Origin of the sequence: Streptomyces sp. NPDC006430, from assembly GCF_040612395.1 — a bacterium.
Lineage (GTDB): Bacteria > Actinomycetota > Actinomycetes > Streptomycetales > Streptomycetaceae > Streptomyces.
This window is the reverse complement of sequence record NZ_JBEXQA010000003.1, coordinates 25,966-48,750: the sequence shown is the minus strand read 5'-3', so window position 1 is coordinate 48,750 and position 22,785 is coordinate 25,966. Positions and strand designations below refer to the sequence as shown.

Genomic DNA, 22,785 nt, shown 5'->3' with positions numbered 1-22,785 from the left:
TGACGTGGCGTTGACCGAGAAGATCGCGCAGACCTGTCGCGTCAGCGCAGCCCGATGAGCGCCGTCGGAGCGCCGATCAGTTCCGGGGCGGTCAGGCCCAACGTGGGGGCGGTCAGGTTCGGGATCCCGTAGTTGCTGCCGTTCGGCCCCGTCAGGGGGGCGCCGACCACCACACCGGGGGTACGGGCGAACAGATCGGTGGCCGGGGCCTCCAGCGAGCCCTCGCCGTCTGTCTTCGGGTCGCCGAGCAGGTTCGGTACCGGAGAGCTCACCAGGGTGCTGCCCGATTCGGCGCCGACCGGCAGCACCGGAAGGAGCGACGCCGGGAGCAGGTCGCCCGTGTGGTGGCGGGGGGCCTCCGGCGCGCCGACGACCGGCACCGGCACCGCGGTGGCCACACGCGGAGCGTCCACGCCCAGCGTGGTCCTCGCGGCGCCCAGGGGGACATCCACCGGCACCGCGGCGGCCACGGCCGGGGTGGCCGCGCCGACCGCGGCCATACAGGTCATGAGTGCCGCAGTACTTCCGCGCGCGGTCATCTTCATAGGTGACGTTCCGTCCTTCCGGGTTCGCGGACATTCCGCTGCCCTGGATGAACGATCCCGCTGGTGGCTTTCCCGGAGTTCTCGGGGAAAGTTCCCCCGTACGACCGAATTCGAGGCCGTACGGGGGCGCCAGATTTACGAGACCCCGCCGCGCGGCGTCACAACCGGGGGTCGACCGGCTCGGACTCCAGGGCGAGGACGGCGAAGACCGCCTCGTGCACCCGCCACAGCGGCTCCCCTCCCACCAGCCGGTCCAGCGCCTCCAGCCCCAGCGCGTACTCGCGCAGCGCCAGCGAGCGCTTGTGCCCCAGGAAGCGCTGGCGCAGCTTCTCCAGCTGCTCCGGACGCGTGTACTCCGGACCGTAGATGATCCGCAGGTACTCGCGTCCGCGCACCTTGACCCCGGGCTGGACCAAGCGGCCCTTGCCGTCCCGGACGTACGCCTGGAGCGGCTTGACGACCATGCCCTCGCCGCCCGCGGCCGTGAGCCGCAGCCACCAGTCGGTGCCCGCCCGTACGGATTCCTCGTCGGCGGTGTCGACGAGGATCCGGCCGGTGCGGCGCAACAGGCCGGTGCCGGCCGCCTCGTCGGCGGCGACCAGGCGGTCGAGCCAGAACAGCTGCTCGTCGTGCGGAACGGCCGCCAGGGAGCGCCCGGCTGCCGCCAGGAGCTGGAAGGGCGCGAACCGTACGCCGTCCAGCCCGTCGGTGGTCCAGCAGTAGCGGCGGTAGGCGTCCGTGAACTTCTCTGCGTCGGCCGCCCGTTCCCGCTGGCGGGCCGCCAGATCGCCGGTGTCGACGCCCCGTTCGGCAGCCGCGGCCAGGGCGGCGAGGGCGTCGGGGAAGACGGCCCGGGAGGCCGCGCCCACGGCGGCGTACTGATTGCGCAGCAGGCCGGCGGACTTCAGCGACCAGGGCAGCAGCTCTCCGTCGAGCAGCAGCCAGTCCGTGCCCAGCTCCTCCCACAGGCCCGCGTCGGTGACGGCGCCGCGCAGCCGCGTGAGGACCTCCTCGGTGACCTGCGGATCATGGAAGAACGGTCGGCCGGTGCGGGTGTAGACGGAACCGGTCGGGCCCTCCACGCCGAAGTGCTCGCGGGCCCGCTCGGCGTCCTTGCACACCAGGACGGTGGCGCGGGAGCCCATGTGCTTCTCCTCGCACACGACCTGGGCGACCCCGTCCTTGCGGTACTGGGCGAAGGCCTCGGCCGGGTGCTCCAGATAGCCGTCCATGTCCGAGGTGGCCGTGGGCGCCATGGTGGGCGGCAGGTACGGGACCAGCCGCGGGTCCACCGCGAAGCGGCTCATGACCTCCAGGGCCGCCGCCGCGTTCTCCTCGCGGACGGTGACGTTGCCCAGGTGCCGGGTCTCGACGATCCGGCGCCCGTACACGTCGCCCAGATCGAGCGGGCGGCCCGCCCCGGACTCCCCCGCGGCCTCCGCGGGCAGGTCGGCGGCGAGCGGCTTGACCGGTTCGTACCAGACCTTCTCGGCCGGTACGTCGACCAGCTCGCGCTCGGGCCAGCGCAGGGCGGTCATCCTCCCGCCGAACACGGCGCCCGTGTCGAGGCAGATGGTGTTGTTGATCCAGGTGGTGTTCGGGACCGGGGTGTGGCCGTAGACCACGACCGCCTTGCCGCGGTAGTCCTCGGCCCACGGGTAGCGCACGGGCAGGCCGAACTCGTCGGTCTCACCGGTGGTCTCCCCGTACAGGGCGTGCGAGCGGACCCGGCCGGAGGTGCGGCCGTGGTACTTCTCGGGCAGGCCGGCGTGGCAGACGACCAGCTTGCCACCGTCGAGGACGTAGTGGCTGACGAGGCCGGCGATGAACGTCCGGACTTCCTGGACGAACTCCTCCGGTTCCCGGCCCAGCTGTTCGATCGTCTCGGCGAGGCCGTGCGTCTGCTGGACCTTGGAGCCCTTGAGGTAGCGGCCGAGCTTGTTCTCGTGGTTCCCGGGCACGCACAGGGCGTTGCCCGAGCCGACCATGCCCATGACCCGGCGCAGCACGCCGGGGCTGTCCGGGCCCCGGTCGACGAGGTCGCCCACGAAGACGGCGGTGCGGCCCTCGGGGTGGACGCCGTCCTCGTACCCGAGTTTGGCGAGCAGGCTCTCCAGCTCGGAGGAACAGCCGTGGACGTCACCGATGATGTCGAACGGGCCGGTGAGGTGAGTGAGGTCGTTGAAGCGCTTCTCCAGGACGACTTCTGCGGTCTCGACCTCCTCGACGGAGCGCAGCACGTGCACCTTGCGGAAGCCTTCGCGCTCCAGACCGCGCAGCGAACGGCGCAGGTCGCGACGGTGCCGCTGGATGACGGCGCGGGGCAGACCGGCCCGGTCGGGGCGGGCGGCGTTGCGCTCGGCGCAGACCGCCTCCGGCATGTCGAGGACGATCGCGATGGGCAGCACGTCGTGGGCACGGGCGAGCTGGACCAGCTGGCGGCGCGCCTCCTGCTGGACGCTGGTGGCGTCCACGACCGTGAGGCGGCCGGCGGCCAAGCGCTTGCCCGCGATGTAGTGCAGGACGTCGAAGGCGTCCTTGCTCGCGCTCTGGTCGTTCTCGTCGTCGGCGACGAGGCCCCGGCAGTAGTCGGAGGAGATGACCTCGGTGGGCTTGAAGTGCCGGCGCGCGAAGGTGGACTTCCCCGATCCGGTGGCCCCGATCAGGACGACGAGGGACAGGTCGGTGACAGGAAGCACGCGGTGCGTCCGGGTCTCGGTCTCGGTCTCGGTCTCGGTCTCGGTCTCGTTGGTCATGCTGCCTCGCCCTCCTTCGGGGTCTCGGCGGGGGTCCGCGGAACGGACTGGGTGAAGACGGCCATCTGGGTCGGCGGGCCCACCTCGGGATCGTCGTCCCCGACGGGCGTGAACTCCACGGAGTACCCGTGCCGGTCGGCGACCCCGGCGGCCCAGGTGCGGAACTGCGCACGGGTCCATTCGAAGCGGTGGTCGCCGTGCCGCACGTGCCCGGCGGGCAGGGTCTCCCAGCGGACGTTGTACTCCACGTTGGGGGTGGTGATGAGGACCGTGCGGGGCCGGGCCGCGCCGAACACCGCGTACTCCAGGGCCGGCAGCCTCGGGAGATCCACGTGTTCGATGACCTCGCTGAGCACGGCCGCGTCGTAGCCGGCCAGCCGTTTGTCGGTGTACGCCAGCGAGCCCTGGAGCACCTGCACGCGGCTGCTCTGCCGCTCCCCCATCCGTTCCAGCCGCAGTCGCTTGGCAGCCGTCCCAAGGGCCCGCATCGACACGTCGACGCCGACGATCTCGGTGAAGGACACGTCCTTGAGGAGGGCCTGCACCAGCTGGCCCTGTCCGCAACCGAGGTCGAGGACCCGGGCAGCGCCCGCGGCGCGCAGCGCGGCGAGGATCGCCTCACGCCGCTGCACCGCGAGCGGTACGGGCCTGTCCTCGGTGTCGCTGTTCTCGTCGACGGCGTTGTCGAGTTCCTCGATCTCGCTGCCGTCGACCTCGGCCAGCCGGACCAGCTCCAGACGCTCCAGGGCGTCCTGGGTCAGCCGCTTGTGGCGGGCCAGGTAGCGGGAGGTGATCAGGGCGTTCTCGGGGTGCGCGGCGAGCCAGCCGTCCCCGGCGCGCAGCAGTTTGTCCACCTCGTCGGGGGCGATCCAGTAGTGCTTGGCGTCGTCGAGCACGGGCAGTAGGACGTAGACCTGCCTCAGCGCGTCCGCGAGGCGCAGCTCGCCTTCCAGGACGAGCCGCACGTACCGGGAGTCCCCCCACTCGGGGAACTGCTCGTCGAGCGGCACGGGTTCGGCCTGGACCAGGTCCCAGCCGAGCGGATCGAACAACCGGTGTACCAGGGCCGCACCACCGCGCGCCGGCAGCGCCGGGATCTCGATCCGCAGCGGGCGGGCCTGCTCCGGCAGCTCCGGGCGGGCGGCGCACTGGCCCTTCAGGGCGCTGCGGAAGACCCCGCTGAGCGCGACGGCGAGCAGCGAGGAGGCGGCGTACGGACGGTCGTTGACGTACTGCGCGAGCGCGGCATCGGGAGCACCACCCCGACCCTTGCCCTGACCGCGCCGCACGAGTGCGACGGGATCCACCTCCAGCAGCAGGGCCGCCGTGCACCGCTCGGCCGTGGCCTCGGGGTAGAACACGTGGGCGGTGCCGTGGGAGGTGGAGAACGCCTGCGCCTTGCCGGGATGCTTGTGCAGCAGGAAGCCCAGGTCCGTGGCGGGTCGCTCGGGGGAACCGGTGGTGGAGATCGTCAGGAACACACGACCGATTCTTGCTGGTCACCCTTCTGTTCTGCCCCCTATTTTCCGGCGGCCAGCCGCGCGATGCGGTCCGGGCCGATGCGGCAGCAGCCGCCGATGAGACGGGCTCCTGTGCGCTGCCAGCTCTCGGTGGGCCAGGGGGTGGGGGTCTCGGGGGCGTGCCAGCTGCGGGTGGCCGCGTCCCAGACCGAGCCGTCGTTGGGGTAGGCCAGGAGCGGCTTGTCGGTGACGGAGGCCGCCGCTTCCAGGGCGGGCTGCACCTCGACCGGGTCGCAGCAGTTGACGCCGAGGGCGATGACCTCCGCAGCCCCGGCCGCGAGGGCGAAGGCCTCGGGGAGGGGCCGGCCGGCGCGCGTGCGGGCGTCGGCAACGGTGTAGCTCAGCCAGGCGGCTGCTCCGGTCTCGGCGAGGACGGTGAGGAGGGCCTCGGCCTCGTCGGGGTCCGGGACGGTCTCCAGGGCCAGGACGTCGGGGCCCGCGGCGAGCAGGGCTTCGATGCGGGGGCGGTGGAAGGCGGCGAGCTCGCGCACGCTCAGGCCGTACCGCCCCCGGTACTCGGAGCCGTCCGCGAGCACCGCCCCGTACGGCCCGACCGAGGCGGCGACCCAGACCTCGTGGTCCGCCGCCTCGGCCGCCCGGGCGGCGAGCGAGACGCTGCGGTGCAGCAGCGCGGTGGTCTCGGCGCGGTCGTACCCGTGGCCGGCGAACGCCTCGTACCCCACCTGGTAGCTCGCGGTGATCAGCACCTCGGCGCCGGCCCGCGCGTACGCCCGGTGGGCAGCCTCCACCTGGTCCGGCCGCTCGGCGAGCACCCGGCCCGACCAGAGCCCGCCGGACAGGTCGCAACCCTGGTCGGCGAGCTGGTTGCTCAGCCCGCCGTCCAGGATCACGGTCCTGCGGGCCAGGGCTTCGGCGAGCGGGCTGGTCGCGCGGGGCATCGGGTCCGCCCTTCTCAGCCGAGCTGGGACAGCACCTGGCCGGAGATCAGCTCCAGGTGGTCCAGGTCGTCGAGGTCGAGGAGCTGGAGGTAGACGCGGGAGCATCCGATGGCCCCGTAGGCGCCGATCTTCTCGACGACCTCGGCCGGTGAGCCGGCCAGCCCGTTGGCCTTGAGCTCGTCCACGTCGCGGCCGATCGCGGCGGCACGGCGGGCGACTTCCGCGTCGTCCTTGCCGACGCACACCACGAGGGCGTTGGAGTAGACGAGCTCGTCGGCCTTGCGGCCGGCCTCCTCGACGGCCCGGCGCACCCGGCCGAACTGCCGCTCGCTGTCCTCGATCGACGCGAACGGCATGTTGAACTCGTCGGCGTACCGGGCGGCGAGGCGCGGGGTGCGCTTCGCGCCGTGGCCGCCGATGAGCACCGGCACCTTGGCCTGGGCCGGCTTGGGCAGCGCCGGGGAGTTCTCCAGCTGGTAGTGGGTGCCCGCGTAGTCGAAGGTGCCGCCCGGTGGGGTCGCCCACAGCCCGGTGACGATGGCCAGCTGCTCCTCCAGCCGGGCCATCCGCTCCCCCGGGAAGGGGATCCCGTACGCCTTGTGCTCCTCCTCGAACCAGCCTGCGCCCAGGCCCAGTTCGACGCGACCTCCGGACATCTGGTCGACCTGGGCCACCTGGATGGCGAGTACGCCGGGCAGCCGGAAGGTACCGGCCGTCATCAGCGTGCCCAGCCGGATCCGCCGCGTCTCGCGGGCCAGTCCCGCGAGGGTGATCCAGGCGTCGGTGGGCCCGGGCAGACCGTCCGCCGCGCCCATCCGCAGGTAGTGGTCGGACCGGAAGAACGCATCGAATCCCAGGTCCTCGGTGGCCTTGGCGACGGCCAGGAGGGTGTCGTAGCTCGCGCCCTGCTGAGGCTCGGTGAAAATACGCAGATCCATGACTCCCATCCTGCCTCGCCGCCACCTCTCCCGGGCTCCGTCCGGGAGGACGCCCACGGAGGTGCCCCGCCCCCACCCCGGCAGGGTGAATCTGCGTCAACCGGATGCTCCACCCCTGGCCGGTCAGTGACCGGCCAGGATGGGGATCGTTGGCTCGGACGGAGCCGGACCGCCCGGCCCGCGCGCAGGCGGCCTTCCGCCAGTGCGCCCACCGCCCCCTTCCGGCTTGGAAGGGCCAGGGCCCGAGGAGGCCGCCATGTCCCACGAGGCCGCGCCGGAGACTCCCCGACACAGCGAACAGACCGGACAGACCGGACAGGCAGCACACGACCATGCGCGTCAGGAGCCCGCGGCAGGCGCGCCGAAGGGTCTGCTGCAGCAGCTGGAAGAGTTGATGGGGGCCCTGAACGCTGACCTGTCGCAGCTCGACGCGGACCTCCAGCCCTCCACGGACCGCACCTCCGGCACCCCGCTGGACCCCGGGCAGCCACACCCTCGACGGTGAGCGCCCGTCCTACCGGTCGTTCTGACCGTGCGGGTCCCGTCGTGCACGCGGGACCCACGACCTCGATCTCCCCGTCAGGCCACGCCAGAGGCGGACCCCCGCTCGCGAACCGTCAGCCGGCGCAGGACGGCCCGGACCCGGTCGCTCGATTCGTCGGCCGCGTCGATGGACTCTATGCACTGCCAGTAGAGGCCTTCGTCGTCCGTCGCGCAGGCCACCCCGACCAGGGCTATCCCCACTTCGCCGAGCAGCGCCTGCAACCCGAGCAGGGCTTGGCGGACGTCCGCCACCTGGGTCAGTTGTGCCGCTCTCGGCGGATAGTCGGGCGCGCTGCCCTCTCCGTGTAGGGCGGCTCTATCGAGCACCCCGCAGCCCCTGCCCCCTGCTTCACCCAGCCCCCGTGCCTCCGATCTCAGCTCCGGCGGCCCGGTGACCGCCAGCCAGCTCCCTATCCCCTGCGTGAGCGCCTGGGCCTGCCAGGCCTCGCCCACGATGTCCATCGCCGCCCCGCTCTGTGCCAGCGCGTGCCGGCCAGCCGCGATGAGCCGTACCGCATCCATATGCCGTCCCCCGTCCGCACGACATCCCGCCGTTCTCGCCACTACCCAGAGTGAAGGCAAGGGGCCAGTAAAGCCAGGGGTATTCGGAAATCTGTGGACACAAACATGGTTGTGGACGACGCCATCACTCCGAAGAGTGACAATTTGATGTCGGAGGACCCGTCACCGGGAAGCGGAGTTCGTTCCTCTCGATCTTCGCGGCGAGCGCATCCAACACATCCACCCCGAGAACCTCACAGAACTGCAGCAGATACGCGAGCACGTCGGCCACTTCATCGGCCACGCGGTGCGCGGTTTCCGGCTTCTCCATGACCTTCGCCGACTGCTCCGGAGTCAACCATTGGAAGATTTCGACCAGTTCGGCCGCCTCCACGCTCAGCGCCACGGCCAGGTTCTTGGGCGTGTGGTAAGGCCCCCAGCCCCGCGCCGCGGCGAACTCGGCCAACCTCCTCTGGAGTCGGTGCAGCCGCTCACCCGTGGGCTCGTCCGACTGCGGCCCATCCCGCCGGGGCTCGTCCGCTTCGTGCGTGTCGCGCGTGTCACTCATGGGTCAGGTCTACCACCGCGACTCCCGGGGTCCCGCGGGCGGCCGTGGCCGCTTCCTCCCCCACCGCCGCGAACAGGCGGACGTGGCCACGACCGCAGGACAGCAGGGCCAGGCGCAGCAGCTCGGCGTTCTGCCGCCGGTCCAGACCGCGGTCGAAGCCGTCGGCGAGGACGGTCAGCGCCTGCCGGGCGGAGAGTAGTTCGGCCGCCGGGTCCATGGCCAGCACCCCCGGGCCGGTCAGCAGGACCAGCGCCAGCGCGAGGAAGCGCAGCTCGCCCGAGCCGAGCCGGCCCAGTTCCGTGGCGGGCCGGGCCGCGCCGCGGTCCAGCAGCGCGGTGACCGGGCCGCCTCCGGGAGCCCGTACGTCCAGGCCGCGTACCGGGCCCGCACAGCCGGCCCCCGCCGCAGCGGCCAACAGGGCGTGCCGGGTGCCGCATTCGTGGCGGGTCCTGCGCAGGACGTCGGCCAGGTTGGCACAGTCCCCCGCCAGCCTGCCCTCGCCCGGTAGGACGGGAGCGCGCATCCGGTCGGGGCGTGGGTCACAGGGGAACACCGAGCGCAGTGCCACGACCACCTGTTCGGCGGCGGCGAGGACCTGTCGCTGGCCGGCCGTGGATCCGGCCACGCGCAACGGGAGCAGCGCGGTGCCGAGCCGGTCGTCGGGCAGTGGGGCCCGAGTGACGCCGACGGCCCCGCCGGTCAGCCAGGAGGCCTGCACGGAAGGCCGGCCGGGGTCGCGCAGCGCGGTGCTGAGCAGCACCTGCCCGTCCGCCGAGAGCCGTTCACCGACGATCCGCAGCGCCGGCTCGACCTGCACGGCGAGGTCGAGGCGGACCGGCCCGGCGGGGCCGTCCACTGTGCAGCCGATGCGGAATCCGCGCCGCCGCTGCTCGTCGGGCAGGGCCCGCTCTGGGATGCGGGCGTGCGGGTCGGGGAAGGCCTCCTCCAGGGTGGCGCCGGACCCGAGGCCGGCGAGGGCCTCGTAAGCGGCCAGGACCTGCGACTTGCCGCTACCGCTCGGTCCGGTGAGGAAGCTGACGGGCCCGAGCGGGAAGGCGGCCGCACGGTGCGCGCCGAAGGCGGACAGCCGCAACTCGGTGACGGCGGGCCGGTGGTGCACGAGGGGCCGGGCGCCGGTCGACGCCGCGGGCGCACCAGCTGGCGCGGCAGAGGCATCGGGCGACCCGGCAACGGCATCGGCATCCGCATCCGCAGCTACAGCGACATCGGCTAACGCGCCGGGGTCCGAGACCCCCGCCGCGTCCAGGGTGGCGTCCATGCGCCGGACGGTACGGGCCGCCGGCCCCCCGGTGGACGCGGCGAACCGTTCCGTCGCGGCCACCTTCCTACGATCGGGGGACGGCGGCGGCCGCGATCCCCTCGACCTCGGTCCCGACGGGCGCCAGCAGGAAGACGTTCCGGTCGACCCGGTGCATTCCGCTCCCCAGCCCGAAGACCACACCACTGCTGAAGTCAAGGATCCGCTTGGCCACTTCGCTGTCCGCGCCGGTGAGGTCGAGCAGCACCGGGATCTGTGCGATCAGGTACTCGGCCACCTCCCGGGCATCGGCGAAGATCTGGACCCGGATCACGACGAAGCGCCGCTGTTCCGCTGCAGACGCTCCCGGCGTCGCGGGAATCGTGCGGTGGTCGACCCGGGAGGGCCACTCGTTGCGACTGCGCAGGGGGACCACCTGCGCGAGCCCCTCCCACTGTTCGTCCGTGACGTCGTACCTGCTCACCGGGCCGCCTCGGCCGTGCGCTTCATGTGCATCCCCCCATCCTCTCGTGTTTCACCCGTTCAGCCCAACAACGACACGAAGGGACGCGGGGTACACCCCCAGAAGCAAATAAGTTAGGTTAGGCATACCTAAGTCACTCGCTCAGGACGATGGAGAGATCCGCATGCGCATGTCCGGTGCTGCCCCCGCCTCCCCGGCCGCCGGCCGGCCCACCGACGCCGAGCGGGTCCGGTCGGTCCTGGTCGCCGCCCACTCGATGACCGTCGTCACCGACGGGCTGTGCAGCGAGGTCCGCCACCTCGACGGAACGGACCCCATGGGCCGCCTACACCTGCATCCCGCCGAGCCCGGTAGCGGATCGGAGCACCGGCCCGCGATCCGGATGGAGTTCACCGACGTCGCACCCACCCCCGTACGGGAGCGGGTGCGATCCCGCGTCACGATCCTGGGCCGCCTGCTCACGCCGTACGTCCCGGACGCGACGGGTGGAACGAAAGGGGCGGAAGGGGGCGGTTCCACCTGCGTCGAGTTCGTCCACGCCGTTCTGGAAACCACGGACGGCCGCTCGTACGTCGGCCTCGAAGAGCTCGAAGCGGCCCGCCCCGACCCCCTCGCCCCGTACGAGGCCGGCATGCTCACGCACCTCCTCGACGAGCACGCCGAACTCGTCACCCTGCTGCTGCGCCTGGTCCAGCCGCTGCCCGCGACCCCGATCGTGCGCGTGCTGCCGCTCGCCATGGACCGCTACGGGATCACCCTGCGCCTGGAGGAGCGGGACGGCCACCGAGACGCGCGGCTGCCCTTCCCCTCGCCGCTCGACGACGTCGAACAGTCCGGGGTGCAGATCCAGGCCCTGTTCAGCGCGGCCCGGCGGCGCTCGCACCGCAACAGCCTGCCCGCGTGAGGAATAGGCCCCGGGCACTCCTATGGAAAGCCTGCGGGCATGCCGATTCCGTGTCCGATGCGCGAACTGGCGCAGGTGTCGGTGCCGGTCTCGTTACGGGGCGGTCGCGAGGGCGGCGCGGTGTGCGGTGGGGACGGCGGGGGCGGCGGCGCGCAAGGCCTCGGCGAACTCGTCAACGGCCTGGAAGAGGTCCAGCTCCGCCTCGGGCCGCAGCCGGTCGGGGCCGGCCCCGCGCTCCACGGAGGAGTCCAGGACGAAGCGGCCGGCAGTGACGTGCCGGGCGCCCAGGGCAGCGAGCACCGGGCGCAGGGCGTAGTCGAGGGTCAGGACGTGGGCGAGGCTGCCGCCGGTGGCGAGCGGCAGAACCGTTTTGCCGGCCAGCCCGTCCTGCGGGAGCAGATCGAGGAAGGCCTTGAGCAGGCCGGTGTACGACGCCTTGTAGACCGGGGTCGCAACGATGATCCCGTCGGCCTCCGCAACGGCTTCGAGGGCCCGGCGGATCTCCGGCTCACCGCGGCGGGCGGCGAGGAGGTCGGCGGCGGGGAGCCCACGGACGGCGAGGTGCGCGGTGTCGAAGCCGGCATGGGAGAGGCGGCGGAGCACGTGATCGGCCACAACGGCGGTGCGGGAGTGGGGGGAGGGGCTGCCGGAGAGGGCGAGCAAGGTGGGCACGGGGGCTCCTCGGGCGTCGTACGGGGGAAGGTGCGGGCGGGATACCGAAGCCGGGTCCGGGACGGTCTCGGGGCTGATCAGGCGGGACGCGGACCACCGGGTCCAGGCCAAGTGCCCCGAAGCCGGAGAGCTGGGAGCTGGTGACCCGAAGCCGGACGATCGGGACCACAAGCCGGTGGATCGACGCCGGGTGGCCGAGCGGCGGGCAGGCCGCGGGCCGGCTGGCTGGGTATCAGGTGGCCTGGAGGCGGCTGGCCGGGGTGCGGCTCAGGGGCGGTGCGGGGCCGGACAGCGGCCCGGACACGAACGCGGCGCGGTACAGGGGCCGGAGGTGTGGAGCCGCGGGACGAGGAGCTCGAACGCGGTCATGGCTCGGAGCCTGTCAGCGCCCCCGGTACGGGGTCAAGCCATGTCCAACGCGCGGATCGGGCCATGCCCGAACCCACCGCACACCCCATCACACCGCCGTGACCTGGCCTTTCCCCGGCCTCATGGGCGCCACCCCACACCCTGGAACGGCCGAAACTCGTGGCCGGATTTCACACTCCTGCAATGCGACGGCACGCGTCCGCCGTACCGGGCCCCTCCCCGTACGGCTGCACCGTGCGGTCCCCGGGGCCGCGAAACCGGCAGCCGGAGAAGCAACACACCGCGACCAGGACCGGGACCGGAAACCGGAACCGGGACCAGCACCGCAACCAGGACCGCAACCAGGACCGGGACCGGCGCACCGTACAGCGGACCCGCCACCCCGGCTTGCCCGCTCGTCCGCGCCCCATGCCGTCTCACATGAGAGGGCGAGATCACATCTGGTGGTTATAGTCGTTCGCAAGGTGACCCCCCTAGCATTCGAGCCATGACGGTCCTGCCTGATGACGGGCTCTCCTTGGCCGCCGAGTTCCCTGACGCGACGCATGAGCAGTGGCAGCGCCTGGTAGAGGGCGTTCTACGCAAGTCCGGCAAGGACGTATCCGGCGCAGCTGCTGAAGACGCGTTGTCCACGAAACTCGAAGACGGGCTCACCACTCGCCCGCTGTACACGGCGCCCGAAGTGGCGGCAGACACCGGATTCCCCGGGTTCGCCCCCTTCGTCCGCGGAGGCAGCCCTGCGGGCGGTGCCGCCGGTGGTTGGGACGTACGGCAGCGGCACCTCGGCCACGACCCCGTACGGGTGAACGAGGCCGTCCTCGCCGATCTGGAGAACGGGGTCAGCTCCCTCTGGTTGTCCGTGGGCGGTCGGGGCGGACTCCCGGTCGACGCGCTCCCCCGCGCCCTTGACGGGGTCTACCTCGACCTCGCACCCGTCTCCCTCGACGCCGGCGCCGAATACGCCGACGCCGCACGCGCGTTGCTGGGCCTGTACGCCGAACGCGAGATCGCTCCCGAGGTCGCCCGTGCCTGCCTCGGCGCCGACCCGCTGGGTCACGAGGCCCGTACGGGTGACGTCCTGGACCTCGCCGGCGCCGTCGAGCTCGCCCGGGAGGCCGCCGCCCACTGGCCCGGAATCCGCACCCTCGCCGTCGATGCCCTGCCCTACCACGAGGCGGGCGGCTCGGCCGCCGAGGAACTGGGCCTGTCACTGGCCACCGGAGTCGCGTACCTGCGTGCCCTCACGGACGGCGGGCTCGGCATCGAGGCCGCTCTCGGCCAGCTGGAGTTCCGCTACGCCGCGACGGCCGACCAGTTCCTGACGATCGCGAAGTTCCGGGCCGCACGCCGCCTGTGGGCCAGGGTCGCCGAGGCCTGTGGGACCCCAGAGGCGGGCGCGCAGCGCCAGCACGCCGTCACCTCGCCGGTGATGATGACCCGTCGCGACCCCTGGGTGAACATGCTGCGCACGACCGTCGCCTGCATGGCTGCGGGCGTGGGCGGGGCGGACTCGGTCACCGTGCTCCCCTTCGACCACGAACTGGGCCTGCCGGACGCCTTCGCGCGCCGTATCGCCCGCAACACCTCCACCATCCTGTTGGAGGAGTCGCACCTGGCGCGCGTCATCGACCCGGCCGGCGGCTCGTACTACGTGGAGCAGCTCACCGACGAACTCGCGCACGCTGCGTGGGAGTTCTTCCAGACGGTCGAGAAGGCCGGCGGTCTGGCCGCGGCCCTGCGCTCCGGGCTGGTGGCCGACCGGCTCGCCGGTACCTGGGCCGAGCGTTCCAAGAAGCTCGCCAAGCGCCGCGAACCCATCACCGGCGTCAGCGAGTTCCCGCTGCTCTCGGAGAAGCCCCTCGACCGCGAACCCGCCCCGGCGGGTCCCACCGGCGGCCTGCCCCGGGTACGGCGCGACGAGGCGTACGAGGCGCTGCGCGCCCGCAGCGACGCGCATCTGGCCGCGACCGGGTCCCGGCCGAGGATCTTCCTGGCCGCCCTGGGTCCGGCAGCGGCGCACACCGCGCGCGCCACCTTCGCCGCGAACCTGTTCCAGGCGGGCGGCGTCGAGGCGGTGCACAACCCGGTGTCGGTGGACCCGGCGACGGCTGCCGGGGCCTACACCGCGAGCGGTGCGGACGGCATGGCCGTGCTGTGCTCCAGCGACACGCTGTACGAAGAGCAGGCCGAGGCGGTGGCCGAGGCCCTGCGCGCGGCCGGCGCGACGACCGTGTTCCTCGCGGGCAAGCCCGGCACGTCGGCCGCAGCCGTGGACGAGTACGTCTTCGCCGGCTGTGACGCCGTCGCCGTGCTGTCCTCCGTTCTCGACCGGATGGGAGTCGCGTCTTGAGCATCCCCGATTTCTCCGGGCTCGCGCTGGGCGGCTCCGCCGCCGCGGGGTCCGAGGACCAGTGGCGTGCGGCAGTGAAGGAGTCCACTGGGACCGCCGCCGGCGACCTGCTGTGGGAAACCCCCGAGGGCATCGGGGTGAAGCCGCTGTACACGGGGCGGGACCTGGAGGGCCTGGACTTCCTGCAGACCTACCCGGGCGTGGCCCCGTACCTGCGCGGCCCGTACCCGACCATGTACGTCAACCAGCCCTGGACGATCCGCCAGTACGCGGGCTTCTCCACGGCCGAGGAGTCGAACGCCTTCTACCGGCGCAACCTCGCGGCCGGCCAGAAGGGCCTGTCCATCGCCTTTGACCTGCCGACGCACCGCGGCTACGACAGCGACCACCCGCGCGTCACGGGCGACGTCGGCATGGCGGGCGTGGCGATCGACTCGATCTACGACATGCGGCAGCTCTTCGACGGCATCCCGCTGGACAAGATGACGGTGTCGATGACGATGAACGGCGCGGTGCTGCCGGTCCTCGCGCTCTACATCGTGGCGGCGGAGGAGCAGGGCGTCTCCCCCGACAAGCTCGCCGGGACCATCCAGAACGACATCCTCAAAGAGTTCATGGTCCGCAACACCTACATCTATCCGCCCAAGCCCTCGATGCGGATCATCTCCGACATCTTCTCGTTCACCTCGCAGAAGATGCCGCGGTACAACTCCATCTCGATCTCCGGGTACCACATCCAGGAGGCTGGGGCCACCGCCGACCTGGAGCTCGCGTACACGCTCGCGGACGGCGTGGAGTACCTGCGCGCCGGGCAGGCCGTCGGGCTGAACGTGGACGCCTTCGCGCCGCGGCTGTCGTTCTTCTGGGCGATAGGCATGAACTTCTTCATGGAGGTCGCGAAGCTGCGCGCCGCCCGGCTGTTGTGGGCGCGGCTGGTCAAGCAGTTCGACCCGCAGAACGCCAAGTCGCTGTCGCTGCGCACCCACTCGCAGACCTCCGGTTGGTCGCTGACCGCGCAGGACGTGTTCAACAACGTGACGCGCACGTGCATCGAGGCGATGGCGGCCACCCAGGGCCACACCCAGTCGCTGCACACCAACGCCCTCGACGAGGCGCTCGCGCTGCCGACCGACTTCTCGGCGCGCATCGCCCGCAACACCCAGCTGCTGCTCCAACAGGAGTCGGGGACCTGCCGGTCGATCGACCCGTGGGGCGGCAGTGCGTACGTGGAGAAGCTGACGTACGACCTGGCGCGCCGGGCCTGGCAGCACATCCAGGAGGTCGAGGCGGCCGGCGGCATGGCGCAGGCCATCGACGCGGGCATCCCGAAGCTGCGCGTGGAGGAGGCTGCGGCCCGCACCCAGGCGCGCATCGACTCCGGGCGGCAGCCGGTGATCGGCGTGAACAAGTACCGGGTGGAGAACGACGAACAGATCGACGTGCTCAAGGTCGACAACTCCTCGGTGCGCTCGCAGCAGATCGAGAAGCTGCGGCGGCTGCGCGAGGAGCGCGACGAGGCGGTCACGCAGGACGCGCTGCGGGCGCTGACGAACGCGGCGGAGCGGGGCGCCGGCCAGGGGCTGGAGGGGAACCTCCTCGCGCTGGCGGTGGACGCGGCCCGCGCGAAGGCCACCGTGGGTGAGATCTCCGACGCACTGGAGAAGGTGTACGGGCGGCACGCGAGCCAGATCCGTACGATCTCGGGTGTGTACCGCACCGAAGCAGGCGAGTCCCCGTCCGTGGAGCGCACCCGTGGGCTCGTCGACCGGTTCGAGGAGGCGGAGGGACGCCGTCCGCGCATCCTGGTCGCCAAGATGGGCCAGGACGGGCACGACCGCGGCCAGAAGGTGATCGCGACGGCCTTCGCCGACCTGGGCTTCGACGTGGACGTCGGCCCGCTGTTCCAGACCCCCGCGGAGGTGGCCCGCCAGGCCGTCGAGGCGGACGTCCACGTGGTGGGCGTCTCGTCGCTGGCGGCCGGCCACCTGACCCTCGTACCGGCGCTGCGCGAGCAGTTGGCGGAGGAGGGGCGCGAAGACATCATGATCGTGGTGGGCGGGGTGATTCCGCCGGCCGACGTGCCGACGCTGCTGGAGATGGGTGCGACGGCGGTGTTCCCGCCCGGCACGGTCATTCCGGACGCGGCGCACGACCTGGTGACGCGGCTGGCCGCGGATCTGGGCCACGAGCTGTAGGCGGGCGCGGGACGATGCCGAAGATCGACATCGAGGCGTACGCGAAGGGGGTGCTCGATGGGAAGCGTGCGTTCATCGCGCGCGCGATCACTCTCGTCGAGTCCACCCTGCCTGCGCACCGGGCCCTGGCGCAGGGTTTGTTGACGGAGCTGCTGCCGCATGCGGGGCGGGCCCGGCGGATCGGGATCAGCGGTGTGCCGGGCGTGGGCAAGTCCACGTTCATCGACGCGTTCGGGACGATGCTGACGTCGCTGGGGCACCGGGTGGCGGTCCTGGCCGTCGATCCCTCGTCCACCCGTACGGGCGGCTCCATCCTCGGCGACAAGACGCGGATGGAGCGGCTGGCGGTCGATCCGGCGGCGTTCGTCCGCCCGTCGCCCTCGGCCGGGACCCTGGGCGGGGTCGCGAAGGCGACCCGCGAGTCGATGATCGTGATGGAGGCGGCGGGCTACGACGTGGTCCTCGTCGAAACGGTCGGCGTGGGCCAGTCGGAGACCACGGTCGCGGGAATGGTGGACTCCTTCCTGCTGCTCTCCCTGGCCCGTACGGGCGACCAGCTGCAGGGCATCAAGAAGGGCGTCCTGGAGCTTGCGGACGTCCTGGCCGTGAACAAGGCGGACGGCCCGCACGAGCGGGACGCGAAGGCGGCGGCGCGCGAACTGTCCGGCGCGCTACGGCTGATGCATCCCGCCGACGCGGCCTGGACCCCGCCGGTCCTGACGTGTAGTGCGCGGGAGTCCGCGGGGCTGGACGAGGTGTGGAACCGCCTGGAGCAGCACCGCAAGCTCCTGGAGGCGGGTGGCCGGCTGGCCGCGAAGCGGGCCGCTCAGCAGGTGGAGTGGACCTGGTCGATGGTCCGCGACGAACTGCTGGAGCAGCTCAGGGCCGACCCGGCGGTGCGCGACCTGGCCCCGGCCCTCGAAGCCGCGGTCAGGGAGGGCTCCCTGACCCCGACGCTGGCGGCGGACCGCATCCTCGCGGCCTTCGGCCGCCCGTAGCGGCTGCACCGAGGCCGGACCTCGACCGGGACGCAGGCGCGGTCGAGGTCAGGCCTCGACCAGGGCGTAGACGGTCGGAGTCAGACCACCAGGGCGGAGTCGGTCGGGGTCAGGCCTCGACCAGGGCGGAGACGGTCGGGGTCAGGGCCTGACGGAGGGTGCGGAGCTGGATCTCGGGGTCGTCCGAGGCCAGGAGCGCCGAGAGGACGGCGATGCGGGCCTGCGGGGCGCGCAGGGTGCCCGTCGCGACGGCCCCCGCCGCCACCAGGTCCACGGCGCCGCCGTGCGTGTAGATCTCGGTGACCGGGCCTGCGGCGACACGAGTGGTCAGCGCGACCAGGACGCCGCGGGCGACGGCCGCCTTCACCGCGTCCACGATCTCCGGGGTGGCGTTGCCGGCCCCGGTGCCGATCAGCACGATGCCCCGCGCCCCTGCTGCGACGGCGGCGTTCAGCAGCACCGGGTCGCCGTCCGCGTGGTGCATCACCATGTCCACCCGCGGCGCGAGCTGCGGCAGCGCCGGCAGCCGCAGCGGCTGCGGGCGCTGCGGGGTGCGCAGCATCGTGACCTTGCCGAAGCCGATCTTCCCGAGCAGTTCCTTCGAGGGGTCGGCGAACGCGTCGAGCTCCACCGCCTGGGTCTTGACCGTGCCGCGCGCCGCATGCACCCGGCCCGCGAAGGCGATCAGCACACCGAGGCCCCGGGTGCTCGCCGCGGTGAGCAGTGCGTCGTACAGGTTGCCCGGGCCGTCTCCGTCCGCGGTGCCCATGGGGCGCTGCGAGCCGGTGAACACCACGGTCCGCGGGTCGTGGTGGTGAAGGTCGACCAGGAAGGCCGACTCCTCCAGGGTGTCGGTGCCGTGCGTGATGACGATGCCGTCCACGTCGGGGTCGGCGAGCACCTCGTGCACGGTGCGCAGCAGGGTGAGCTGGTGGGCGGTGGTGAGCCGGGGGCTGTTGACGCTGAACAGGTCCACCACCTCGACGGTGATGTCCTCGGGCAGCGGCGCGGTGGCCATGACCTCGCGTCCGTCGGCGTCGGCCGCGAAGCCGGAGCCCTGCCAGCGGCTGGCTATCGTGCCGCCGGTGCTGATGACGACGATCCGTCCCATGGCCACCCTTTCCCACGTACGGGTGATACCTCGTACAGATGTGCAAATGACTGAAGACCGCAATGATAGTGAGGTCTACGCGCAATGCGATTGCCAGTTTCAGCTGCTTCGCGAAGCACAGCGGGTGACAATTGCCCAGTGGATGCCATCGACCGTGAAATCTTGCGTCAGCTCCAGGCCGACGGCCGTCTCAGCAACCAGGAGCTGGCCCAGCGCGTCGGCCTGACCCCTTCCCCCTGCATGCGCCGGGTGCGCCAGCTGGAACAGGACGGGGTGATCCAGGGCTATCGCGCCGTGATCGCCCCGGAGGCGGTCGGCCGCGGCTTCGAGGTGCTGGTCTCGGTCGAGGTGCGCCGCGACCGCGCGGCCGTCGAGGCCTTCGAGGCGGCCTTGCAGGACATTCCCGACGTCATCGAGGCGTACCGGCTCTTCGGAAGCCCCGGCTGCCTGCTGCGGATCGCCGTCGCGGACCTGCGCGCGTACGAGCGCCTCTGGATCGAAAAACTGACCGCGCTCTCCGGGGTCACCGAGGTCAACTCGCAGATCATCATGAAGCGGATCAAGGAACCGACCGGCCTGCCCGTCTGACCGACCGGCCCGTCCGCTGACGCTGATCAAGGTCGGGCTCGTGCTCGTGCTGACGTTCAACGGCCTCCAGGCCGGGTTCCTCGGCCGCAGCCTCGCGACCGCCGCCGGGCCGATCGGTCGCGGGATGCTGGCCTGGGGCGGGCCACCGCGCTCGTGTCGCAGGTGTGTTGGTGGGGCGCGGTCGTGATCGGCTTCCTCAACTCCAACGGCTGAGAGGGCGCGTCCGCGCCAGTACGGCGCCGATGCCGAGCCAGGTGGCGGCGTACAGCCAGCCCCCCAGGACGTCGCTCGGCCAGTGCATTCCGAGGTAGATCCGGCTCAGCCCGACGGCGAGCGCCCAGCACACCACGAGCACGCCGCCGATGCCCGCTACGGCGGGGCCGTACCGGCGGGCGAGGGCCCAGACCAGCATGCCGGCCACCAGCGCGGAGGTGACGGTGTGGCCGGACGGGAAGGCGAAGTTCGAGGCCGGAGCGGCCCAGTCCGCTTCGTCGGGCCGCGCGCGTCCGACGAGGCGGATCAGCCCGTAGCGGGTGGCCTGTGCGAGCAGCAGGAGCCCCAGCGTGCTCGCCGCCAGCCACCAGCGTCCACGCGCATCGCGTCCCGCGATGAGACCGGCCGCCACTGCGCACACGTACGGGAAGGCACCCGAGCCGGTGGCGGTGACGGCGCGCGCGACCACGAGCGCGCCGGCGGGGCGGTGGTGTACGGACCACAGGTGCAGGCTGCGGTCCACGGCGAAGGGCCGGCCGTGCCGGGCGCACACGAGGACGGTCAGCACGGCCAACAGCACGGCGAACAGGACGGCGCACGCGCCCGCGGCGAGCGGGAGCGCTCCGGGCCGGCTCGCCGGCGCCGGGCTCTGGCTCACCGCTGCGCCACCAGCGGGCGCAGCGGCGTGGCGCGTAGCCTCTCGACGACCGGGGCGCAGCGTCGGGCCAGCAGGGTCAGGGGCCAGGCGACCGTCGCACCGACCAGCACGCCGAAGACGACGTCGTGGGGGTAGTGGACGCCCACCCACACCCGCGAGAAGGCCATCAGCAGGGCTGCCGGAACCGCGAGCGCGCCGATGCGCCGGTCGGTGAGCCACAGGGCCGTCGCCGCCGCGGCGGCGATGGCGGCGTGGTTGCTGGGGAAGGACCAGTCGCCCGGGGGCGGGCAGACCTCCAGCGTGAGGGTGTGCAGGGTCCGGCAGGGCCGCTGCTCCCGGATCAGCGATTTGAGCAGGGTGTCCGTGAGGAAGGCCGCCACCACGACGGCGGGCGCGGCCAGCGCCGTGGCCGTCCGCTGCGGGCCGGCCGGCCGGGCCCGCCACCAGGCCACCAGCATCAGCACCGCGAAGAGCCCCAGACCGTAGGTCGTCCAGAGCGACACCAGCCCGTCCAGCCAGTGCGGAGCCCGCCCGGCGAGATCGGTGATCCGGGTGTAGACGGGTCCGTCGACGGACGGGCCGTCCAGGGCGAGCAGGCTCAACGAGAGCTCCCGTTCGGGGTGCGCGGCTGGCGGGAGCGCGAGCGGACCAGCTCCACGGCCAGGGGGGCGAGGGAAACGACCAGGAGCAGGGCGACGATCGGCAGCAGGTAGCGGTCGACGTTCGGCACCGAGGAGCCGAGCCCGTATCCGGCGAGCACGAGGCCGACGGTCCAGACCAGCCCGCCCAGGACCTGCCAGAGGGTGAAGACGCGGGCAGGTACGTTCAGGGCCCCGGCGAGCGGGTTGAGAACGGTCCGCACGATGGGCACGAACCGGGCCAGCACGATGGCCTTGGCGTGGCCGTACCGACCCAGCATGTCCTCCGCGCGCCCGGCGCCCTCGTGGAGTTTGCGGCTGCGGCTGCGGGACAGGAGCGCCCGGCCTCCGCGCCGGCCCAGCAGGTAACCGACCTGCGCCCCCAGCAGGGCGCCGCCGACGGCGGCGGCCAGCACCTGCGGGAGGGAGAGGTGCACCGGCCCGTGCGCGCCGGGTACGGACAGCAGCCCCGCTGTGAAGAGCAGGGAATCTCCGGGCAGGAAGAAGCCGACGAGGAGCCCGGTCTCGGCGAACAGGACGACGGCGATGCCGAGGGCGCCGAAGGTGGACAGGAGCGAGCCCGCGTCCAGGAGGTTCACGGCCTGCGGCGCGGCCGCGAAGGCGGAAGTGGCCGTCATGTACTGCTCCCATCAGGTGGGTGGGCAGGATGGAGTGGTGGGCAGGTCAAACGCACGATCGACTACAGTCGTGTAGACGGTCTACTCACTGTAGACGATGATCGACGACATGCGGAGGAACGTCCTCATGGGTGACGCGAACGCCGAGCGGCTCGCTTCCGGCGAGCTGGAAGCGAGCGTGCTGGCGGCGCTGTGGGCCGCCGACGGTCCGCTGACCCCCGGGCAGGTGCAGGAGGCGCTGAACACCTCCCACGCCCGGACGACCGTCACCACGATCCTGTCCCGCCTGTACGAGAAGGGCACCGTCACCCGGACGCGAGCCGGCCGCGGGTACGCCTACCTCCCGACCGAGGACGCGTCCGGTCTGACTGCCCGGCGCATGCACTCGGAACTGGTGCGGAACGAGGACCGGGGCGCCGTGCTCTCCCGCTTCGTCTCCCAGCTGAGCGACGAGGACGAGCGGATCCTGCGCTCCCTCCTCGAAGGCGGACCCGAGTGATCGCCGCGGTGTGGCTGCCGCTACTCCTCCCCTTCCTGGCCGGGCCGGTGGGCCCCCGACTCGTCTCCCGCCTGCCCCCGCGGCAGGCCGCATGGCTGCTGACCGTCACGGCGGCGGGCCTCGCCGCCGCCAGTACCACCGCCCTCGCGCTGCTCGTCGTGCCCGGGGCCACCCATCTGCACGCCGTCGCCGCCTTGGGCCGACTGCTCACCCCGCTCGCGACGGGGTCGCCCGACACGGTGGTGACGGTCGCCGCCGTCATGGCCCTGACCCTCCTCCTGCTGTGCACCGCGCTGCTCGTACGAGGGCTGCACCGGCGCTGGGCCCAGTCGGCGCGGGCGAAGCGGCTGGCCGGCCGCACTGCCGGGGAGCTCCTCGTACTGCCGGACGAGACCGCCGACGCCTACGCGCTGCCCGGGCGCCCGGGCCGGATCGTGGTGACCGCCGGAATGCTCCGTGCGCTGTCGGCCGCGGAACGCGAGGCGTTGCTCGCCCACGAACGCGCCCATCTGCGGGGTCGCCACCACCGGTTCACGGCGGTGATGGAGCTGTCCGCCCTGTGCCATCCCGCGCTGGGCACGCTGCGCGAGCCGCTCGCGTACGCCCTGGAGCGCTGCGCCGACGAGGACGCCGCCCGCGCCGTCGGCGACCGGCGGCTGACGGCCCGGGCGATCGGCAAGGCGGCACTGGCGGCCCGCCACGCCGGGCGGCGGCCCGGCCCGGCCCTGGCCGCGACTGCGGGCCCCGTCCCGCGACGGGTCGCGGCCCTCCTCGAAGAGCGGGCCGAGGTGGCAGGGAGCGGGCGGACGGCCGGCGCCGTGATCGCCTCGGCCCTGCTGGCCTGCCTCGCCCTGTCGACCGCGTCGGCCCTGGAGGCCGCCGGCGACCTGCACACGAGCATCGAAGTCGCCCAGGGCGAGCGCCCCGAACCCTGAACTCC

General features: G+C 72.5%; 22 protein-coding genes. 8 read left to right on the top strand and 14 right to left on the bottom strand.

Annotation, left to right across the window (positions count from 1 at the left end; genetic code table 11):
• Positions 1-41 precede the first annotated feature (41 nt).
• The 5 genes from ABZZ20_RS06230 to ABZZ20_RS06210 form a co-directional block, all read right to left on the bottom strand.
• Positions 42-509 (bottom strand): hypothetical protein, encoded by a 468-nt coding sequence (locus ABZZ20_RS06230; protein ID WP_356867320.1) that lies wholly within the window; start codon positions 507-509, stop codon positions 42-44.
• A gap of 194 nt (positions 510-703) precedes the next feature.
• Positions 704-3,301, bottom strand: a complete 2,598-nt coding sequence (locus ABZZ20_RS06225) for a polynucleotide kinase-phosphatase (protein WP_356867318.1) — start codon at positions 3,299-3,301, stop codon at positions 704-706.
• A complete protein-coding gene (locus tag ABZZ20_RS06220) occupies positions 3,298-4,782 on the bottom strand; it encodes a 3' terminal RNA ribose 2'-O-methyltransferase Hen1 (protein ID WP_356867316.1) in 1,485 nt (494 codons plus the stop codon). The genes ABZZ20_RS06225 and ABZZ20_RS06220 overlap by 4 nt, the downstream gene beginning before the upstream one ends.
• A gap of 38 nt (positions 4,783-4,820) precedes the next feature.
• Positions 4,821-5,720, bottom strand: a complete 900-nt coding sequence (gene mmuM / locus ABZZ20_RS06215; RefSeq protein ID WP_356867314.1) for a homocysteine S-methyltransferase — start codon at positions 5,718-5,720, stop codon at positions 4,821-4,823.
• Positions 5,721-5,734: 14 nt separating this feature from the next.
• Entirely contained in the window at positions 5,735-6,658 is a 924-nt protein-coding gene (locus tag ABZZ20_RS06210; RefSeq protein ID WP_356867312.1) for an LLM class F420-dependent oxidoreductase, read from the bottom strand.
• Between the two features lie 256 nt (positions 6,659-6,914).
• Between ABZZ20_RS06210 and ABZZ20_RS06205 the strand changes: the two genes are divergently transcribed.
• Positions 6,915-7,163 (top strand): hypothetical protein, encoded by a 249-nt coding sequence (locus ABZZ20_RS06205; RefSeq protein WP_356868005.1) that lies wholly within the window; start codon positions 6,915-6,917, stop codon positions 7,161-7,163.
• A gap of 74 nt (positions 7,164-7,237) precedes the next feature.
• Here the strand turns inward: ABZZ20_RS06205 and ABZZ20_RS06200 are convergent, their stop codons facing one another.
• The 4 genes from ABZZ20_RS06200 to ABZZ20_RS06185 all read right to left on the bottom strand — a co-directional run bounded on the left by ABZZ20_RS06200 (position 7,238) and on the right by ABZZ20_RS06185 (position 10,012).
• Positions 7,238-7,723, bottom strand: coding sequence for a DUF6099 family protein (locus tag ABZZ20_RS06200; RefSeq protein ID WP_356867310.1), 486 nt, complete (start codon positions 7,721-7,723; stop codon positions 7,238-7,240).
• 124 nt (positions 7,724-7,847) lie between these two features.
• A complete protein-coding gene (locus ABZZ20_RS06195; RefSeq protein ID WP_356867308.1) occupies positions 7,848-8,270 on the bottom strand; it encodes a nucleotide pyrophosphohydrolase in 423 nt (140 codons plus the stop codon).
• Positions 8,263-9,549, bottom strand: a complete 1,287-nt coding sequence (locus ABZZ20_RS06190) for an ATP-binding protein (protein ID WP_356867306.1) — start codon at positions 9,547-9,549, stop codon at positions 8,263-8,265. The genes ABZZ20_RS06195 and ABZZ20_RS06190 overlap by 8 nt, the downstream gene beginning before the upstream one ends.
• Before the next feature lie 67 nt (positions 9,550-9,616).
• On the bottom strand, positions 9,617-10,012 hold the full coding sequence (locus ABZZ20_RS06185) for a cell division protein SepF (protein WP_356867304.1): 396 nt from the start codon (positions 10,010-10,012) through the stop codon (positions 9,617-9,619).
• Between the two features lie 163 nt (positions 10,013-10,175).
• On the opposite strand from ABZZ20_RS06185, the gene ABZZ20_RS06180 reads away from it, so the two are divergent.
• Positions 10,176-10,916, top strand: coding sequence for a DUF2470 domain-containing protein (locus ABZZ20_RS06180; RefSeq protein ID WP_356867302.1), 741 nt, complete (start codon positions 10,176-10,178; stop codon positions 10,914-10,916).
• Positions 10,917-11,009: 93 nt separating this feature from the next.
• Here the strand turns inward: ABZZ20_RS06180 and ssuE are convergent, their stop codons facing one another.
• Positions 11,010-11,588 (bottom strand): NADPH-dependent FMN reductase, encoded by a 579-nt coding sequence (gene ssuE / locus ABZZ20_RS06175; RefSeq protein ID WP_356867300.1) that lies wholly within the window; start codon positions 11,586-11,588, stop codon positions 11,010-11,012.
• An 856-nt stretch (positions 11,589-12,444) separates the two neighbouring features.
• On the opposite strand from ssuE, the gene ABZZ20_RS06170 reads away from it, so the two are divergent.
• The 3 genes from ABZZ20_RS06170 to meaB are packed head-to-tail and all read left to right on the top strand — an operon-like array spanning position 12,445 to position 17,500.
• Positions 12,445-14,307, top strand: coding sequence for a methylmalonyl-CoA mutase family protein (locus ABZZ20_RS06170; protein ID WP_356867298.1), 1,863 nt, complete (start codon positions 12,445-12,447; stop codon positions 14,305-14,307).
• Entirely contained in the window at positions 14,304-16,502 is a 2,199-nt protein-coding gene (gene scpA / locus ABZZ20_RS06165; RefSeq protein ID WP_356867296.1) for a methylmalonyl-CoA mutase, read from the top strand. Before ABZZ20_RS06170 ends, scpA begins: the two co-directional genes overlap by 4 nt.
• 14 nt (positions 16,503-16,516) lie before the next feature.
• Positions 16,517-17,500, top strand: a complete 984-nt coding sequence (meaB, locus tag ABZZ20_RS06160) for a methylmalonyl Co-A mutase-associated GTPase MeaB (RefSeq protein ID WP_356867294.1) — start codon at positions 16,517-16,519, stop codon at positions 17,498-17,500.
• A 109-nt stretch (positions 17,501-17,609) separates the two neighbouring features.
• On the opposite strand, the gene ABZZ20_RS06155 is transcribed toward meaB, so the two are convergent.
• Positions 17,610-18,611: an asparaginase gene (locus ABZZ20_RS06155; RefSeq protein ID WP_356867292.1), complete on the bottom strand. Its 1,002-nt coding sequence runs from the start codon at positions 18,609-18,611 to the stop codon at positions 17,610-17,612.
• Positions 18,612-18,749: 138 nt separating this feature from the next.
• On the opposite strand from ABZZ20_RS06155, the gene ABZZ20_RS06150 reads away from it, so the two are divergent.
• The gene (locus ABZZ20_RS06150; protein WP_356867290.1) at positions 18,750-19,199 is read left to right on the top strand and encodes an Lrp/AsnC family transcriptional regulator; all 450 of its coding nucleotides are present in this window, start codon (positions 18,750-18,752) and stop codon (positions 19,197-19,199) included.
• Between the two features lie 196 nt (positions 19,200-19,395).
• Here the strand turns inward: ABZZ20_RS06150 and ABZZ20_RS06145 are convergent, their stop codons facing one another.
• The 3 genes from ABZZ20_RS06145 to ABZZ20_RS06135 are packed head-to-tail and all read right to left on the bottom strand — an operon-like array spanning position 19,396 to position 21,346.
• Entirely contained in the window at positions 19,396-20,070 is a 675-nt protein-coding gene (locus ABZZ20_RS06145) for a phosphatase PAP2 family protein (RefSeq protein ID WP_356867288.1), read from the bottom strand.
• Positions 20,067-20,672, bottom strand: coding sequence for a phosphatase PAP2 family protein (locus tag ABZZ20_RS06140; protein ID WP_356867286.1), 606 nt, complete (start codon positions 20,670-20,672; stop codon positions 20,067-20,069). The genes ABZZ20_RS06145 and ABZZ20_RS06140 overlap by 4 nt, the downstream gene beginning before the upstream one ends.
• On the bottom strand, positions 20,669-21,346 hold the full coding sequence (locus tag ABZZ20_RS06135) for a DedA family protein (RefSeq protein ID WP_356867284.1): 678 nt from the start codon (positions 21,344-21,346) through the stop codon (positions 20,669-20,671). Before ABZZ20_RS06135 ends, ABZZ20_RS06140 begins: the two co-directional genes overlap by 4 nt.
• A gap of 127 nt (positions 21,347-21,473) precedes the next feature.
• Here ABZZ20_RS06135 and ABZZ20_RS06130 point away from each other — a divergent pair, with 127 nt between their 5' ends.
• Together ABZZ20_RS06130 and ABZZ20_RS06125 are read left to right on the top strand one after the other, a co-directional pair.
• On the top strand, positions 21,474-21,845 hold the full coding sequence (locus tag ABZZ20_RS06130) for a BlaI/MecI/CopY family transcriptional regulator (protein WP_356867282.1): 372 nt from the start codon (positions 21,474-21,476) through the stop codon (positions 21,843-21,845).
• Entirely contained in the window at positions 21,842-22,780 is a 939-nt protein-coding gene (locus tag ABZZ20_RS06125) for a M56 family metallopeptidase (RefSeq protein ID WP_356867280.1), read from the top strand. The genes ABZZ20_RS06130 and ABZZ20_RS06125 overlap by 4 nt, the downstream gene beginning before the upstream one ends.
• Positions 22,781-22,785: the final 5 nt, after the last annotated feature.